General features: G+C 73.9%; 16 protein-coding genes. 10 read left to right on the top strand and 6 right to left on the bottom strand.

Annotation, left to right across the window (positions count from 1 at the left end):
• Positions 1-148 precede the first annotated feature (148 nt).
• Positions 149-709 carry a CBS domain-containing protein gene (locus Msi02_RS35965; protein WP_204052272.1) on the top strand — a complete coding sequence of 187 codons (561 nt, stop codon included), beginning with the start codon at positions 149-151 and terminating at the stop codon, positions 707-709.
• Position 710: 1 nt separating this feature from the next.
• On the opposite strand, the gene Msi02_RS35960 is transcribed toward Msi02_RS35965, so the two are convergent.
• Both Msi02_RS35960 and Msi02_RS35955 read right to left on the bottom strand, forming a co-directional pair.
• Positions 711-1,619 carry a universal stress protein gene (locus tag Msi02_RS35960; protein WP_204052271.1) on the bottom strand — a complete coding sequence of 303 codons (909 nt, stop codon included), beginning with the start codon at positions 1,617-1,619 and terminating at the stop codon, positions 711-713.
• Between the two features lie 24 nt (positions 1,620-1,643).
• A complete protein-coding gene (locus Msi02_RS35955) occupies positions 1,644-3,329 on the bottom strand; it encodes a sensor histidine kinase (RefSeq protein WP_204052270.1) in 1,686 nt (561 codons plus the stop codon).
• A gap of 166 nt (positions 3,330-3,495) precedes the next feature.
• Between Msi02_RS35955 and Msi02_RS35950 the strand changes: the two genes are divergently transcribed.
• Positions 3,496-3,936, top strand: a complete 441-nt coding sequence (locus Msi02_RS35950) for an OsmC family protein (RefSeq protein ID WP_204052269.1) — start codon at positions 3,496-3,498, stop codon at positions 3,934-3,936.
• On the opposite strand, the gene Msi02_RS35945 is transcribed toward Msi02_RS35950, so the two are convergent.
• Entirely contained in the window at positions 3,903-4,706 is an 804-nt protein-coding gene (locus Msi02_RS35945; RefSeq protein ID WP_239109057.1) for an SAM-dependent methyltransferase, read from the bottom strand. The genes Msi02_RS35950 and Msi02_RS35945 overlap by 34 nt on opposite strands.
• Positions 4,707-4,740: 34 nt before the next feature.
• Positions 4,741-5,526, bottom strand: a complete 786-nt coding sequence (locus Msi02_RS35940) for an IclR family transcriptional regulator (protein ID WP_204052268.1) — start codon at positions 5,524-5,526, stop codon at positions 4,741-4,743.
• A gap of 69 nt (positions 5,527-5,595) precedes the next feature.
• Between Msi02_RS35940 and pobA the strand changes: the two genes are divergently transcribed.
• The 8 genes from pobA to Msi02_RS35905 are packed head-to-tail and all read left to right on the top strand — an operon-like array spanning position 5,596 to position 12,523.
• On the top strand, positions 5,596-6,771 hold the full coding sequence (gene pobA, locus Msi02_RS35935; RefSeq protein ID WP_204052267.1) for a 4-hydroxybenzoate 3-monooxygenase: 1,176 nt from the start codon (positions 5,596-5,598) through the stop codon (positions 6,769-6,771).
• Complete coding sequence (gene pcaH, locus Msi02_RS35930) at positions 6,765-7,436, top strand: protocatechuate 3,4-dioxygenase subunit beta (RefSeq protein WP_143737431.1); 672 nt, start codon at positions 6,765-6,767, stop codon at positions 7,434-7,436. Before pobA ends, pcaH begins: the two co-directional genes overlap by 7 nt.
• Entirely contained in the window at positions 7,433-7,942 is a 510-nt protein-coding gene (locus Msi02_RS35925) for a peptidase associated/transthyretin-like domain-containing protein (protein WP_204052266.1), read from the top strand. Before pcaH ends, Msi02_RS35925 begins: the two co-directional genes overlap by 4 nt.
• Positions 7,932-9,128, top strand: a complete 1,197-nt coding sequence (gene pcaB / locus Msi02_RS35920) for a 3-carboxy-cis,cis-muconate cycloisomerase (protein ID WP_204052265.1) — start codon at positions 7,932-7,934, stop codon at positions 9,126-9,128. The genes Msi02_RS35925 and pcaB overlap by 11 nt, the downstream gene beginning before the upstream one ends.
• A complete protein-coding gene (pcaD, locus tag Msi02_RS35915; RefSeq protein ID WP_239109055.1) occupies positions 9,125-9,892 on the top strand; it encodes a 3-oxoadipate enol-lactonase in 768 nt (255 codons plus the stop codon). The genes pcaB and pcaD overlap by 4 nt, the downstream gene beginning before the upstream one ends.
• Positions 9,889-10,269 (top strand): 4-carboxymuconolactone decarboxylase, encoded by a 381-nt coding sequence (pcaC, locus tag Msi02_RS43620; RefSeq protein WP_239109053.1) that lies wholly within the window; start codon positions 9,889-9,891, stop codon positions 10,267-10,269. The genes pcaD and pcaC overlap by 4 nt, the downstream gene beginning before the upstream one ends.
• Positions 10,266-11,186 (top strand): carbohydrate kinase family protein, encoded by a 921-nt coding sequence (locus Msi02_RS35910; RefSeq protein ID WP_204052264.1) that lies wholly within the window; start codon positions 10,266-10,268, stop codon positions 11,184-11,186. The genes pcaC and Msi02_RS35910 overlap by 4 nt, the downstream gene beginning before the upstream one ends.
• The gene (locus Msi02_RS35905) at positions 11,183-12,523 is read left to right on the top strand and encodes an MBL fold metallo-hydrolase (protein ID WP_204052263.1); all 1,341 of its coding nucleotides are present in this window, start codon (positions 11,183-11,185) and stop codon (positions 12,521-12,523) included. Before Msi02_RS35910 ends, Msi02_RS35905 begins: the two co-directional genes overlap by 4 nt.
• Positions 12,524-12,537: 14 nt before the next feature.
• On the opposite strand, the gene Msi02_RS35900 is transcribed toward Msi02_RS35905, so the two are convergent.
• Both Msi02_RS35900 and polX read right to left on the bottom strand, forming a co-directional pair.
• Positions 12,538-13,644 (bottom strand): class I tRNA ligase family protein, encoded by a 1,107-nt coding sequence (locus Msi02_RS35900; protein WP_239109052.1) that lies wholly within the window; start codon positions 13,642-13,644, stop codon positions 12,538-12,540.
• Positions 13,645-13,655: 11 nt separating this feature from the next.
• Positions 13,656-15,374 (bottom strand): DNA polymerase/3'-5' exonuclease PolX, encoded by a 1,719-nt coding sequence (polX, locus tag Msi02_RS35895; protein ID WP_204052261.1) that lies wholly within the window; start codon positions 15,372-15,374, stop codon positions 13,656-13,658.
• Between the last annotated feature and the right edge of the window lie 5 nt (positions 15,375-15,379).

The following is a 15,379-nucleotide window of genomic DNA, read 5'->3' as shown; positions in this document are numbered from 1 at the left end:
GCCATCTCCATCCGACCACCGTGAGCGCGGCCGCCGCAGGGCCCAAAGACCCGACGGCCGGGGACCTCCGGCACCTGCCCGTACGACCCGGGCGACGATGGAATGACCGTGCAACGTCCAGGACGGCGACGGACGCGGGAGGTGGGCCATGCTGGCCGGCGAGGTCATGAGCAGCCCGGCGATCACGTTGCGCCGCGACGACTCCATGCGACGGGCGATCCGGACGCTGTACGACCACGGCATCACGGCCGCCCCCGTGCTCGGGGAGCACGGGGAGCTGGTCGGGATGGTCAGCGAGATCGACCTGCTGTGCGGCGCCTTCGCGCCGGGCGCCTCGCCGCCCCGCACCGTGGGAGACGTCATGTCCCGCCAGGTGAGCACGGTCGAGGACACCACCGACGCGCGGGTGCTGACGGACCTGATGATCGCCAAAAGGATCAAGAGCGTGCCCGTGCTGCGCGACGAGCGGGTCGTCGGCATGGTCAGCCGCCGCGACCTCATGGCGCTGCTGGCCAGGTCGGACGACGAGCTGCGCGAGGCCGTCCTGGCCGCCCTGCGCGAGCGCTACCCCTCCGAGACGTCCTGGGAGGTGACCGTCCGCGACGGCGAGATCGACGTGCTCGGCCCCGAGGGCCAGGGCCCCGGGCACGTGGCCGACCTGCTGGCGCGGACCGTCCCGGGCCTGCGGCCGGCCCGGCTCATCCGGTGACTCACCGCCGCGCCTCTCCCCGCACCACCGCCACGGGGCAGTGCGCGTGGGCGAGCACGGCGCGGCTCACCGAGCCGAGCACGGCCGCGGTGAAGGCGTTGCGGCCGTGGGAGCCGACGACGAGCAGGACGGCCCGGGACGACGCGCCGAGCAGCGCGGAGACCGGATGGGCGCGTACCATGTCCAGCTCGATCTTGACGTCGGCGTACCCGCCCTGCCACGGCCGCAGCTCGCCGCGCGCGTAGTCCTCCGCGGCCCGCCGCATCTCGTCCAGGTCCATGGCGATCGCGGGCCCGTACGGCACCGGCGGCTCCCAGGCGCAGACGATACGCACCCGGTGGCCGCGCAGCCGCGCCTCCTCGAACGCGTACGACAGGGCGGGCCCGGACGCCTCCGAGCAGTCGAACCCCACCGCGATCTCCGCCCCCGCCTCCGGGGGCGCCGGCCGTACGACGACGACCGGCACGGCCACGTGACCGGCGACCTGGTTGCCCACCGACCCGAGCAGCATGCCGGGGAAGCCGCCCGCGCCGTGGCTGCCCAGCACCACTTCGGCGGCGCGGGCGGCCTGGTCGCGCAGGACACGGCCCGGACGCCCCTCGACCAGCTCCGTCGTCACATCGAGGCCGGGCCGCCGGTGCCGGGCGACCCGCTCGGCGTGGTCGAGGATCTGCTGCCCGGAGGGTGCCAGCCTGCCGTAGCTGTCGGGGACCGGATAGCGCGGGGCGTCGTACGGCAGGCGCTCGGCGGCGTGGACCACCCGCAGGGGCAGGCCCCGCAGGCCGGCGTGGTCGGCCGCCCACTCCACCGCCCGGGTCGCCCCGGCGGACCCGTCGGTGCCGACGACGACCGGATCGACAGCGGGATCGACGACGGGATCGATGATGGAATCACTGATCGGCTCGGTCATTGCGCGATGCCTCCTCACGGCGTCTCACGCTGTCGACGGGGTCGGCGGGGTCGACGGCAGCGGGACGCTCCAGCACAGGCGGGTTCCCCCGGCGGCGCGGGCCTCGGCGGCGCACGAGCCACCCAGGCTCTCGGCGCGGTCACGCAGGTTGCGCAGGCCGCTGCGGCGTCCCCGCGCCGGGATGCCGACCCCGTCGTCCTCCACGAGCAGGGTCAGCCGGTCCTTGTCCAGGCACACGGTGACGGTGGCGCGGGTGGCGTGGGCGTGCCGCACCACGTTGGAGATCGCCTCCCGCGCCACGGCCAGCAGATGCTCCCGGACCGGTGCGGGCACGCGGGTGTCGAGCTGCCCGTCCATGCGCAGGGACGGCACGAAGCCGAGGGGCCCCCGCGCGCCCTCGACCAGCTCGACAAGCCGGGCACGCAGCCCGGGGGCGCCCGCCGGGGCCCGCAAAGCGAAGATCGTGGAGCGGATCTGCCGGATCGTGCCGTCGAGTTCGTCGATCGCGGTCCGCAGCCGCGCGGCCGCCTCCGGGTGCTCCACCAGCCGCGCGGCGCCCGTCAGCGTCATCGCGACCGCGAACAGCCGCTGGATGACCACGTCGTGCAGGTCCTTGGCGATGCGGTCGCGGTCCTCCAGCAGGCCGAGCCGCTCGGCGTCCCTGCGTGCCTCGTCCAGTTCGAGCGCGACGGCCGCGTGCCCGGCGAAGGAGTGCACCATGCACACCTCCGGCCGGCTGAACGGGACGCGGCCGGGCCGCCTGCCCAGCGACAGCACGCCGCGCACCGCCCCCGGGGCCCCCAGCGGCACGGCGCACACCGCTCCCGTCTCTCCGACCGCCGTGAGGAGGTCGGTGTCGCCCAGGTCGGTGACCACGCGGGGCTCCGCGTGGACGAACGCCTGCCCGGCCAGCGAGCCCTCGACGGGCAGCCGCCGCACCCGGGCCGAGCCGGGCACGCCGTCCGCGATCGCGACCCGCAGCGTCCGGCCGTCGTCCTCCGGCAGCAGGATCGCCACCACGTCGGCGCCGGCCATCTGCCGGGCGCGGCGGGCGATCAGCGTCAGCACCCGCGGGGTCTCGGCGCCGGACAGCAGGCTCCTCGTGATCTCCGCGGACGCCTGCAGCCAGGTCTCCCTGCGGCGGGTGTCCTCGTACAGGCGGGCGTTCTCGATCGCCACCCCGGCGGCGCTGGCGAGGGCCACGACGATCGCCTCGTCGTCCGCGTCGAACTCCCCTCCCCCGCGCTTCTCCGTCAGGTAGAGGTTGCCGAACAGCTCGCCCCGGACGCGTACGGGCACGCCGAGGAAGGCGGTCATCGGGGGGTGGCCGGGCGGGAAGCCGTACGACTCGGGGTGGTCGCGGATGCGAGCCAGCCGCAGCGGCCGGGGTTCCTTGATCAGCAGCCCGAGCAGGCCCAGGCCGTGGGGCCAGTGCTCGATGCCGGCGATCTCCTCCTCGCTCAGCCCCACGGGGATGAAGCGGGCGAGGGTGTCGTCCTCCCCGATCACGCCGAGCGCGCCGTATCGGGCGTCGACCAGCGCGGCGGCGGTCTCCACGATCCGGCGCAGCACGGTCTCCAGATCGAGGTCCCCGCCCACCGAGACGACCGCCTCCAGCAACGCGTGCACACGGTCACGCGTCGACAGGACCGCCTGCAACCTCGTGTGCAGCTCGGCCAGCAGCCCGTCCAGGTGCGTCTGCGGGATCATGGTCCGCTCCCCCGTCGGCCCCCACAGTTGGAGTGTCGCAAACCGGGGCACTCCGGGCTCCTGCTCTTTGCCAGGTCGCGACCGGCTTCTTACGGTCCGTATGCGCCCACCCACCGCCCGCCACGGACATACTCGGATAGAGCCGAATCGGACGCGGGGGTGCGCCATGAGTGAGCCGCGTGACGGTGTCATCCGGGTCGCCTGGCACGGAGCCGACCGGTTCGACGTCCGGATCGGACGCCACGTGATCCGCACCGACCAGCCCGCGGACGTCGGCGGGAGCGACACCGGCCCCACTCCGGCCGAGCTGTTCGTGGGCAGCGTGGCCGCGGGCGTCGCCTGCTGCGCGGAACGCTACCTGCGCCACCGTCAGCTGCCCGCCGGGGTGGGCGTGACCGCGCGGTACGGCCTGGGCGTCTGTCCGGGGCGGATCGACTCCATCGAGCTGTCGGTGGACGCCCCCGGCCTGCCCGCGGGCCTGCGCGCCTCACTCCTGTCGGTCCTGGAGCACTGCGCCGTCTGCGCCACGCTGCGGGTGCCGCCGCAGGTCACGTTCGAGGTCCGCCAGGCCGCTCAGGCCAGCCGGCCGACGCCGCCGAGGACGTAGCCGCCCTTGCTGTGCTCGACGAAGTCGCTGTCGTTGCGCCAGTCGGCCACGTCGACCAGCCCCGGCTCGACCAGCTCGAACCCGGTGAAGAACCGGGCGATGTGCTCCGGCGTGCGGTCGCGGAGCGCGGCCGTGGACTTCTCGTACACCGCCCGGGTCTCGGTGATCGTGTCCTCGCTCAGGCGGCCCTGGGTGCCGTGGGAGATGACGAGGTAGCTGCCGGGGGCCATGCGCTCGCGGAAGTAGGCCACGACCCGCTCGGCGTCGTCGTCGTCCACGAAGTGCAGCACCGCGACGAACAGCACGGCCACGGGCTTGCTGAAGTCGATCAGTTCCTTCGTGATCGGGCTTTCGACGATCTTGTCCGGGTCGCGCATGTCGGCCTGCACCACGCCCGTACGGCCGCTGCCGGTGAGCAGCGCCCGGCCGTGCGCGGCGACGATGGGGTCGTTGTCGACGTAGACGACGGTCGCCTCGGGATCGACCTCGTGGGCGACCTCGTGGACGTTGCCCTGCGTGGGGATACCGGTGCCGAGGTCGAGGAACTGCCGGATGCCCGCCTCGCTGAGGAAGCGGACGGCGCGGCCGAGGAACTCCCGGTTCTGCCTGATCACGAGGCGGCCGTCGGAGCCGACCAGCTCGAGCAGCTTCTCGGCGGCGGCCCTGTCCACCGCGAAGTTGTCCTTGCCGCCCAGCCACCAGTCGTAGATCCGCGCCACACTCGGCGTGGAGAAGTCGATGGCCTTCAGCGCTTCCTCGTCCCGGCCCACCCGCGATCCCCTTTTCTCACGTTCGCCGCCGATCTTAACGAACGTTGATCGATTTCGGGGGACCGGCCACGGCGGCCCGGTAGTCGCCGGCGATGCGGGCCGCGACCGCCAGCAGCGGATCGACCAGGCGGGGCAGTTCGCGCACCCGCCGCGAGGACACCACGATGCCGACGGCCGCGACGGGCCGGTCCCCGACCAGCACCGGCGCGGCGGCCGAGCAGGAGCCGAGCGTCATCTCCTCGTGGGTCGTGGCGTACCCCTGGGCGCGCACCTGGGCCAGCTCGCGGGCCAGCCGGCCCGGCTCGGTGATGGTGTGCGGGGTCGGCCGCTCCAGCGGACGGGACAGGTAGGACGTGACGAACCAGGCCGGCTCGAAGGCGAGCAGCGCCTTGCCGACGCCGGTCGGATGCATGGGCAGGCGCGAGCCGGTACGCGAGACGATCGGCACGGCCCGCTTGCCGTACACCTTGTCCACGTAGAGCACCTCGACCCCGTCGCGCACCGCCAGGTGGACGTTCTCGCCGGTGCCGCCGAACAGCTCCTGCAGCCAGGGGTGCGCGACCTCCTGCAGGGGGTCGGGGGCGAGCTGTCCCAGCTCCCACAGGCGGCGGCCGATCTGGTAGCGCCCGTCGGCGCCGCGGCGCAGGGCGCGCCACTCCTCCAGCTCTGCGACGAGCCGGTGGACGGTGCTGAGCGCCATGCCGGTCCGCCCGGCGATCTCCGTCAGCGTGAGCCGCGGATGATGGGCGTCGAAGGCGCCGAGGATGGCCAGTACCCGGGACGTCACGGAACGCCCCAGGTCGCGCGCGCCACCGGCCATGTGACTCCTTCTTCCACTCAGTAGAAGCAAAGCCTACGCGGGACGGCGGATGCTCCCGATGCTTGAGCCATGCGAACTCAGGTCGGGATCATCGGGGCCGGACCGGCCGGCCTGCTGCTCTCCCATCTGCTCCATCTGCGCGGGATCGAGTCCGTCGTGCTCGAACGCCGCAGCAGGGAGTACGTCGAGCGGCGGGTGCGGGCGGGGGTGCTCGAACAGGGCACGGTGGACACGCTCGTCGAGGCGGGCGTGGGCGAGCGGCTGAAGCGGGAGGGCCTGCCCCACCACGGCATCGAGCTGCGGTACGGCGGAGCGGGCCACCGGATCGCCTTCGAGCGGCTGGTGCCCGGCCGGTCCATCACCGTGTACGGCCAGCAGGAGGTGGTCAAGGACCTGATCGCCGCCCGGCTGGCGGCCGGGGGCGACGTCCGCTTCGAGGTGGACGACGTGGCCCTGCACGACATCGACACCGACCGGCCGTACCTCACTTTCGGGGGCGAGCGGCTGGACTGCGACGTGATCGCGGGGTGCGACGGCTTCCACGGCGTGTCCCGGGCGTCGATCCCCGAGGGCGTGCTGACCGAGTATCGCCGCGACTACCCCTTCGCCTGGCTCGGCATCCTCGCCAGGGTCAAGCCGTCGTCGGAAGAGCTGATCTACGCGCGAACCGAGCGCGGCTTCGCGCTGCACAGCATGCGCTCCCCGGAGATCAGCCGCTTCTACCTCCAGGTGGCGCCCGACGAGGACCTCGAAGCGTGGCCCGACGAGCGGATCTGGGCCGAGCTGCGGGCCCGGCTGGAGACCGTGCCCGGCTTCACCCTCGCGACCGGCGACATCGTCGAAAGAGGGATCACCCCGATGCGCGGCTTCGTGGCCGAGCCCATGCAGCACGGCCGGCTGTTCCTGGCCGGGGACGCGGCCCACATCGTGCCGCCGACCGGCGCGAAGGGGCTCAACCTGGCGGTGGCCGACGTGCGGGTGCTGACCGAGGCGCTGGCCCGCTTCTTCGCCGACGGCTCGACGGAGGCGCTGGACGGCTACTCGCGGGCCTGCCTGCCCCGGGTGTGGCGGGCGCAGCACTTCTCGTGGTGGATGACGACGCTGCTGCACACGTTCGAGTCCGACGACGCCTACGCCCGGCGGCTGCAGACCTCCTACCTCGACTACGTGACGTCCTCAGAGGCGGCCGGGACGACGCTGGCGGAGAACTACGTAGGCCTGCCCTACGAAGAGGAGACATCGTGACACACCCGCCCTACCTCTACCCTGACTACGCCAGCACGGTCCTGCGGGCGCCGTCCCGGCCGCCGCTGGAGATGAAGGAGGACCCGGAGGCGGCCGAGCTGACCGGCCCGGTCTTCGGCCGCGACGAGGTGGACCCGCTCGACGCCGACCTGACCGCGGGCCACGCGGGCGAGCCGCTCGGCGAGCGCATCATCGTCACCGGGCGGATCCTCGACGCGTCGGGCCGGCCGGTGCCGGACACGCTGGTGGAGATCTGGCAGGCCAACTCCGCCGGCCGGTACGCCCACCAGCGCGACCAGCATCCGGCGCCGCTCGACCCCAACTTCACGGGCGCCGGCCGGTGCCTGACCGACGACGAGGGCCGCTACCGATTCGTCACGATCAAGCCGGGGGCCTATCCCTGGCGCAACCACCCGAACGCCTGGCGGCCCGCGCACATCCACTTCTCGATCTTCGGTACGGCGTTCACCCAGCGCCTGGTGACGCAGATGTACTTCCCCGGCGACCCGCTGTTCGCCTTCGACCCGATCTTCCAGTCCATCCCCGACCCGGCCGCCCGCGAGCGGCTCGTCTCCACGTTCGACCTGGACATCACCGAGCCGGAGTGGGCGCTCGGCTACCGGTGGGACGTGGTGCTCGGCCGTACCCCGATGGAGGACGCGTGACCACCCCTTCGCAGACCGTCGGCCCGTTCTTCGGGTTCGCCCTGCCGTACGCGGGAGACTGGGAGCTCGTCCCCGAGGGCCATCCGGGGGCCGTGACGATCACCGGCCGGGTCCTCGACGGAGCCGGCGAGCCGGTGCCCGACGCCCTGCTGGAGCTCTGGACCGGGGAACCCGGCGATCGGGCCGCCCTGGGCCGCGGAGGCGCCGGTGTCTCCGGAGGCAGCGGTGTCTCCGGCTTCGGGCGGTGCGGCACCGCGCCCGACGGCTCCTACCGGTTCCGCCTCGCGCCGCCGTCCCGTCCGTACGCCGCGCTGCTGGTGTTCGCGCGGGGCCTGCTCAAGCCGGTGCGGACCCGTGTCTACCTCGCCGACGCGCCCGACCCCCTGCTCGACTCCCTCGACCCGGCCCGCCGCGCGACGTTGCTGGCCCGCCCGGAGGGGCACGACGTCTACCGGTTCGACGTACGGCTGCAGGGCGAGGAGGAGACGGTCTTCCTTGAGTTCTGACGCGGGTTCTGATCGCGGCCTGCTGTCCCCGGTGTGGGCGGGCACGGAGGTGGAGGCGGTCACGGCCGACGACGCCTGGCTGCGGGCGATGCTGGAGGCGGAGGTGTGCCTCGCGCGGGCGCAGGCCCGCCTCGGCGTCGTCCCTGAGCGGGCCGTCGCCGCGATCGCCGAGGCGGCCGGAGCGCTGTCGAGCGGGGAGGACCGCTACGACGCCGCCGATCTCGCCCGCCGTGCCAGGGACGCGGGCAACCCGGTCGTGCCGCTCGTCAAGGATCTGCGGGCCGCGGCCGGCGAGGCGGGGTCCTGGGTGCACCACGGCGCGACCAGCCAGGACATCCTCGACACGGCGGCGATGCTGGTCGCCGCGCGGGCCCGCGAGACGATCCTGCGCGACCTCGGCCGGGTGCTCGCCGCGCTGGCCCGGCTGGCCGGTGAGCACCGGGACACCCCGATGGCGGGCCGTACGCTCGGGCAGCAGGCCGTGCCCACCACGTTCGGGCTGAAGGCCGCCGGGTGGCTGGTCGGCTGCCGGGACGGGCGCGACCGCCTCGCGGCGGTGCGGCTGCCGGTCCAGCTCGGCGGCGCGGCCGGCACCATGGCCGGGTACGGCGAGCGGGCCCTCGACCTGCTGCCGCTGTTCGCGGCCGAGACCGGGCTGGCCGAGCCGGTGCTGCCCTGGCACACGCTGCGCACGCCCGTGACCGACCTGGCCTGCGCGCTCGCCGCCGTGACGGGCGCGCTGGGCAAGCTCGCCACCGACGTGATCCTGCTGGCGCAGAGCGAGGTGGGCGAGGTCGCCGAGCCCGCCGCGCCGGGCCGGGGCGGCTCGTCGGCGATGGCGCACAAGCGCAACCCGGTGCTCGCCACGATGATCAGATCGGCGGCGCTGCAGGCGCCCGCGCTCGCGCAGATCCTGCTCGCCTCACAAATGGCCGAGCACGAGCGGCCCGCGGGGAGCTGGCACGCCGAGTGGCAGCCGCTGCGCGAGTGCCTGCGCCTGGCCGGCGGCGCGGCCGAGACGGCCGCCGAGCTGGCCGAGGGGCTGGAGGTGTTCCCCGAGCGCATGCGGCACAATCTCGATCACCTGCTCGCCGTGCTGGCCGAACACGGGGAGGACCCCGGCGTCGGGTCCGCGTCCGTTCTCGTGGACCGGGCCCTGCAGCACCACCAGGGAAAGGCATCATGATCCTGCACCACCGATTCGACGGACCGCCGGACGCGCCGGTCGTCGTGCTGGGGCCCTCGCTGGGCACGACGCTCGACCTGTGGGAGCCGCAGCTTCCCGCGCTCACGCGCACCTGGCGGGTGCTCCGCTACGACCTGCCCGGCCACGGCGGGTCGCCGGCCGCATCCGGCTTCACGCGTGGTCCGACGGTGGACGACCTCGCCGCCGGGGTGCTGGCGCTGCTCGACCGTCACGCCGTGGGAACCGTGGCGTACGCGGGGGTGTCGCTGGGCGGGGCCGTCGGGACCACGCTGGCGCTGATCGCACCGGACCGGGTCGCGAGCCTGGTCCTGTGCTGCACCTCCGCCCGGTTCGGCACCGCGGAGAGCTGGCACGAACGCGCCGCGCTGGTCCGCGCCGAGGGCACGAAACCCCTGGCCGAGGCGACGAGGAGACGGTGGTTCACGGCGGGCTTCCCCGACGCCGAGCGCTACCTGGACATGCTCCGCGGCGCCGACCCCGAGGGGTACGCCGCGTGCTGCGAGGCCCTTGCGGTCTTCGACGTCCGTGACCGGCTCGGCGACGTCCGCGCGCCCGCGCTGGTGATCGCCGGAGCCGAGGACCCGGCGACCCCGCCCGAGCACGCCGAGGTCCTCGCCCGGGACATCCCGGAGGCCGAGTCGCTGGTCGTACCGGGGGCCGCCCACCTGGCCACCGCCGAACGCCCGGACGTCGTGAACGAGGCGATCAGGCGGCATCTGACCACCCGCTGGAGGACGGCATGAGCTACGAGGACGGCATGCGGGTGCGCCGCGAGGTGCTGGGCGACGCGCACGTGGACCGGGCGCAGGCGCGGACCACCGAGTTCACCGCGGACTTCCAGGACCTGATCACCCGGTATGCCTGGGGTGAGATCTGGACCCGGCCCGGGCTGGACCGACGCACCCGCAGCTGCATCACGCTCACCGCACTGGTGGCGCGCGGGCAGTTGGAGGAGCTGGCCATGCACGTGCGGGCCGCGCGGCGCAACGGGCTCACGACCGACGAGATCAAGGAGGTGCTGCTGCAGACCGCGATCTACTGCGGGGTGCCCGCGGCCAACGCCGCGTTCGCCGTCGCCCAGCGGGTGCTGGCGGAGAACCCGGGTGAGGATGCCGCATGACGTTCCTGGTGGTCGGCGAGAGCCTGGTCGACCTGATCGGCACGCCGGGATCGTGGACCTTCACCGCGGTGCCCGGCGGCAGCCCGCTCAACGTCGCGGTGGCGCTGGCCGCGCTTGGCCGCACGGTGCGGTTCGCCGGGGAGACCGGCGACGACTTCTTCGGCGGCCTGCTGCGCGACCACCTGACCCGCCACGGGATCGGGACCGGCGACCTCGCCCCGGCGGCGGCGACCGGCCTGGCCTTCGCCCGGGTCGGCGCGGACGGCTCGGCCTCCTACGACTTCCGCTTCGACTGGACCTTCTCGGCACCGGTCGCGCTCGACGGGGTGACCTGCCTGCACACCGGCTCCCTGGCCGTGCTCGCCGGGCCGGGCGCCGCGCACGTGCGGGAGGTGATGCGGGCCGCCGCCGAGGCGGGGATCACCGTGTCCTACGACCCGAACATCCGGCCGTCCCTCGTCGGCGACCGAGCACGCGCCCTGGCCCACGTCGAGGAGTGCGTACGGCTCGCGCGCCTGGTCAAGGTGAGCGCCGAGGACCTCGACTGGCTCTACCCGGGCGAGCCGTACATCGAGGTCGCCCGGCGGTGGGCACGGGCACATGAGCGGCTCGTGGTGGTCACCCGGGGCGGCGACGGCGCGACGGCCGTCCTGGGCGACGAGGTGATCTCTTGCCCGGCCCCGGCGGTCGAGGTCGTGGACACGGTCGGCGCGGGCGACACCTTCACCGCCGCCTGCCTCGACGCGCTCGACGGCGCTCCATTGAGCACGGAGCGCGTGGCGGAGGCGCTGCGGCGCGGCTGCGCCGCCGCCGCGATCGTCTGCACCCGCGCCGGCGCGGTCCCGCCGACCCGGGAGGAGGTGAAGATCTTCTCCCCGGGTACGGGTGCCTCACGAGCCGAGGAGGGACCTGAATGATCGAAATCATCCCTGTCGAGACCCCCTCCCTGGGCGACCGCAGCTACCTCGTCGCCGACGGGGAGGTCGCCTTCGTGGTGGACCCGCAGCGGGACATCGACCGGCTGCTCCGCCTGGCCGAGCGGCGCGGCGTCGAGATCCGCCACGTCTTCGAGACCCACGTGCACAACGACTACGTGACCGGCGGGCCCGCCCTCGCCTCGGCCACCGGCGCGGACTACCACGTCAACGCGGCCGACCCCGTGGCGTTCGACCGCAGCCCCGTCGAGGACGGGGACGTGGTCGAGGTCGGCCCGCGCACGCGTCTGCGCGCCGTCGCCACCCCCGGCCATACCTTCACCCACCTGTCGTACGTGCTGGAGTCCCCGGATCGGCCGCCCGCCGTCTTCACCGGGGGCTCGCTGCTGCTCGGCACGACCGGGCGGCCCGACCTGCTCGGCCCCGAGCACACCGGCACTCTGGTGCGCGCCCAGTACGCCTCGGCGCACCGGCTGGCCCGCGAACTCCCGGCCGAGACGGACGTCCTCCCCACCCACGGGTTCGGCAGCTTCTGCTCGGCCACCCAGTCGGAGGTCACCGAGTCGACGATCGGCCGGGAGCGGCGGGTCAACCCGGTGCTGACCCGGAGCGAGGACGAGTACGTGGAGTCGCTGCTGGCCGGGCTGGACGTCTACCCGGCGTACTACGCGCACATGGCGCCGCTCAACCAGGCTGGGCCGGACGCGCCCGACCTGTCCGCGCCGCGCCGCGCGGACGCCGCCGAACTGCACCGCCGCCTCCGGGCCGGCGAGTGGGTGGTGGACCTGCGGTCCCGTACGGCGTTCGCGGCGGGCCACCTGGCGGGAACGCTCAACTTCGGGCTGGACGGGAACCTCGCCGTCTACCTGGGCTGGCTGATTCCCTGGGGGACGCCGGTGACCCTGCTCGGGGAGACGCCCGGGGACATCGCGCGGGCCCAGCGCGAACTGGCGCGGATCGGCATCGACCGACCGGCCGCGGTCGCCACCGGAGGGCCCGCCGAGTGGACCGGCGACGACAAGCCCGCGTCCATGCCGACGGCGACGTTCGCCGACCTGGCCGCCGTGCGCCGCCACCGCCCGATCGTGGTCCTGGACGTGCGCCGCGACGTGGAGTGGCGCGAGTCGCACGTCCCCGGCGCGGTCCACATCCCGCTGCACGAACTGCCCGCGCGGCTGGACGAGGTGCCGGGCGGCGAGGTGTGGACGCACTGCGCGACGGGCTATCGCGCGTCCATCGCCGCCTCGATCCTGGCCGCGGCCGGGCGGGACGTGGTGGCCGTGCTCGACGAGTACGACTCCCGGGCCGCCGCCGCGTGATCTCTCAGCCGCCCTCAGCCGAGGGCGAGCACCGCGATGACCGTGCGGGCGGCCTGCCCGCCCTCCTCCTCGGCGATCGCCAGGGCGGTCGCGACGTCCAGGTCGTCCAGCAGCGCGCGCACCGCCGCCCGCTCGCCCGCCGCCGAGGCCGCGGGCCGCCCGGCGGCCGCATGCAGGCGCTCCAGGCGGGCCGCGGCCTCCTCCAGGCCGCCGGGACGGTAGTCCCAGTCGGCCGCCCACGGGTGGTCGAGCAGCAGCAGGCGCACCGCGCCGACGGGGTGGTGCCGCAGCAGGTCGGCGGTGAAGACGAGGTTGCCCGCCGACTTGGCCATCTTGGCGCCGTCCACGCGGACCACCCCCACGTGCAGCCAGGCGCGGGCGAACGGCCGCACCCCGGTCACCGCCTCGGCCATCGCGGCCTCGTACGCGTGGTGCGGGAAGCGCAGGTCGGCGCCGCCCGCGTGCAGGTCGAGGGCCGGCCCGTACGTCGTCAGCGCCATGGCGGCGCACTCGGCGTGCCAGCCCGGCCGCCCGTCGCCCCACTCGCTCGGCCAGCCCGGCTCCCCCTTCGCCGACGGCCGCCAGATCGCCACGTCCGCCGGGTCGTCCCTGCGCGGATCGCCCCCACCGGAAGCGGGATGGTCGCCGAACTCGGCCAGCAGGCGGGCCGCCTCCTCGGCGCCGATCCCGGCCCGCTCCCGCACGCCCGCGCCCCGGAAGTACACCGCGCCGTCCCGCTCGTACGCGTGGCCCAGCTCCAGCAGGGCGCGGGCGAGCGCCACGACCTGCGGCACATAGGTGTGCGCCCGCGGCTCGTACGTCACCGGGTGCACGTGCAACGCGGCCATGTCCCGGTCGAAGTAGAACTGCTGCACGGCGGCGAAGCTGTCGTACGGGCTGCCGGCCCGGCGGGCGGCCGAGGTGAGCACGTCGTCCACGTCGGTGACGTTGCGGCACACCTCGACGGGCACGCCGGCGTGCCGCAGCACCCGCGCCGCCACGTCGGCCCACACGAACGTCCTGGCATGACCGAGATGGGTCGTGTCGTAGGGCGTGATCCCGCACACGTACATCCGGGCGCGGCCCACCACGGGCAGCGGCCGCCGGCCGATCGTCAGCATGAAACCCCCTTTCATCCCGGGCGGAGGAACTCCCGCAGCCGGTCGAGTGGCCACGTGTTGATTACCCGGTCGGGCGTGAGCCAGCCGCGCTGCGCGGTGCCGACGCCGTACCGCATGACGTCGAGGTGCGGCACGGCGTGCGCGTCGCTGTCGATCGAGAACAGCACGCCCCGGTCGGCGGCCCGCCGGACGAGGCCCGAGGGCAGGTCGAGCCGGTCGGGGAAGGAGTCGATCTCCAGCGCCGTCCCGGTGCGGACGCAGGCGTCGAACACCCTCGGCCAGTCGGCGTCCACCGGCTCCCGCCTGCCGGCGACCCGCGCCGTCGGATGACCGATGATCTTCACGTACGGGTTCTCGCAGGCCCGGATCAGCCGCCGGGTCATCTCCTCGGGCGACTGGGTGAAGTGCGAGTGCACCGAGGCCACGCACAGGTCGAACCCGGCCAGGAACTCCGGCGGCCAGTCGACCTCGCCCTCCGGGTCGATGTTGAGCTCGCACCCGTGCAGCAGCGTCATGCCGGGGCGGGCGGCGCCGAGGCGGCGGAGCCGCTCGCGCTGGTCCAGCGCCTTCTCGTCGGTCATCCGCTGCATGTAGAGGTTGGGCGCGTGGTCGGTCACCGCGTAGTAGTCGTAGCCGCGCGCCGCGGCCGCCTCGACCATCTCCTCCAGCGGCGCGAGCCCGTCGGTCAGGTCGGTGTGCGTGTGCAGGTCGCCGCGGATGTCGGCCAGGGTCACCACCCTGGGCAGCCCCCCGCCCAGCGCGGCCTCGATCTCCCCGGTGTCCTCGCGCAGCGTCGGCTCGATCCAGGGCAGGCCGAGCATGCCGTACACCTCCGCCTCGTCCGCAGAAGTGATCTTCTCGCCGGTCGCCACGTCGAACACGCCGTACTCCGACAGCTTCAGCTTCCGGTGCACGGCGATCTCCCGGGTGCGGATGTTGTGCGCCTTGGATCCGGTGAAGTACTGCAGCGCCGCCCCCCAGGAGTCCCGCGGCACCACCCGCAGGTCGACCTGGAGCCCCGCGTCCGTGCGGACCGAGCTCTTCGTCTCGCCGTGCGCGATCACCTCGGTGACGTACGGCAGCGTGGTGAAGGCCGCCATCAGGGCGGCAGAGTCGTCGGCCGTGGCCAGGACGTCGACGTCGCCGATCGTGTCCTTCATCCGCCGCAGCGACCCGGCGTACGCGCACCGTTCGCAGCCCGGCACGGCCGACAGCGCGGAGACGACCTCCTCGGCGACCGCCATCGCGATCCCGATGTGCACCCGGCTGCCGGTCTTGCGCATCACCTCGATGCCGTGGAGCAGGTTCTCCTCGGTCTTCGCTCCGAACCCGTGCAGCCCCTCCAGGACCCCGGCGTGGATGGCGTCCTCCAGCTTCTCGATCGAGTCGACGCCCCGCTCGTGGTACAGGACCATGGCCTTCTTCGGCCCGAGCGTGGGAATCGTGGTCAGCAGGCGGACCCCGGCGGGGATCTTCGTCCGCAGCTCCTCCAGCTGGTGAATCGACCCGGTCCGCAGGTATTCGTCGATCTTCGCGGCGATCGACGCGCCGACGTTCGGGATCGCCCGCAGGGCCGCCACGTCCATATCGTCGATTTCCCGGCCGTACCCGCCGACCGACCGGGCCGCCTTCTCGTAGACCCTGACCTTGAACGCGTCGCCCCCGGTGATCGCGATCAGGTCGGCGTACTCCTGCAGCAGCCCGGCGACCTCCTCGTTGCAGCGTCTCATCGCAG

The organism is Microbispora siamensis (assembly GCF_016863095.1).
GTDB lineage: Bacteria > Actinomycetota > Actinomycetes > Streptosporangiales > Streptosporangiaceae > Microbispora > Microbispora siamensis.
The sequence above is the reverse complement of the archived record's forward strand: the minus strand, read 5'-3'. Positions and strand labels throughout refer to the sequence as shown.

Bases quoted from the DNA above. Each gene is read 5' to 3' on its own strand.
- Msi02_RS35940 (WP_204052268.1), bottom strand. From the start codon at position 5,526: ATGGCCGGTGGCGCGCGCGACCTGGGGCGTTCCGTGACGTCCCGGGTA.
- polX (WP_204052261.1), bottom strand. From the start codon at position 15,374: ATGAGACGCTGCAACGAGGAGGTCGCCGGGCTGCTGCAGGAGTACGCC.
- pcaD (WP_239109055.1), top strand. From the start codon at position 9,125: ATGATCCTGCACCACCGATTCGACGGACCGCCGGACGCGCCGGTCGTC.
- Msi02_RS35900 (WP_239109052.1), bottom strand. From the start codon at position 13,644: ATGCTGACGATCGGCCGGCGGCCGCTGCCCGTGGTGGGCCGCGCCCGG.
- Msi02_RS35905 (WP_204052263.1), top strand. From the start codon at position 11,183: ATGATCGAAATCATCCCTGTCGAGACCCCCTCCCTGGGCGACCGCAGC.
- Msi02_RS35950 (WP_204052269.1), top strand. From the start codon at position 3,496: ATGAGTGAGCCGCGTGACGGTGTCATCCGGGTCGCCTGGCACGGAGCC.
- pobA (WP_204052267.1), top strand. From the start codon at position 5,596: ATGCGAACTCAGGTCGGGATCATCGGGGCCGGACCGGCCGGCCTGCTG.
- Msi02_RS35910 (WP_204052264.1), top strand. From the start codon at position 10,266: ATGACGTTCCTGGTGGTCGGCGAGAGCCTGGTCGACCTGATCGGCACG.
- pcaC (WP_239109053.1), top strand. From the start codon at position 9,889: ATGAGCTACGAGGACGGCATGCGGGTGCGCCGCGAGGTGCTGGGCGAC.
- Msi02_RS35965 (WP_204052272.1), top strand. From the start codon at position 149: ATGCTGGCCGGCGAGGTCATGAGCAGCCCGGCGATCACGTTGCGCCGC.
- Msi02_RS35955 (WP_204052270.1), bottom strand. From the start codon at position 3,329: ATGATCCCGCAGACGCACCTGGACGGGCTGCTGGCCGAGCTGCACACG.
- Msi02_RS35960 (WP_204052271.1), bottom strand. From the start codon at position 1,619: ATGACCGAGCCGATCAGTGATTCCATCATCGATCCCGTCGTCGATCCC.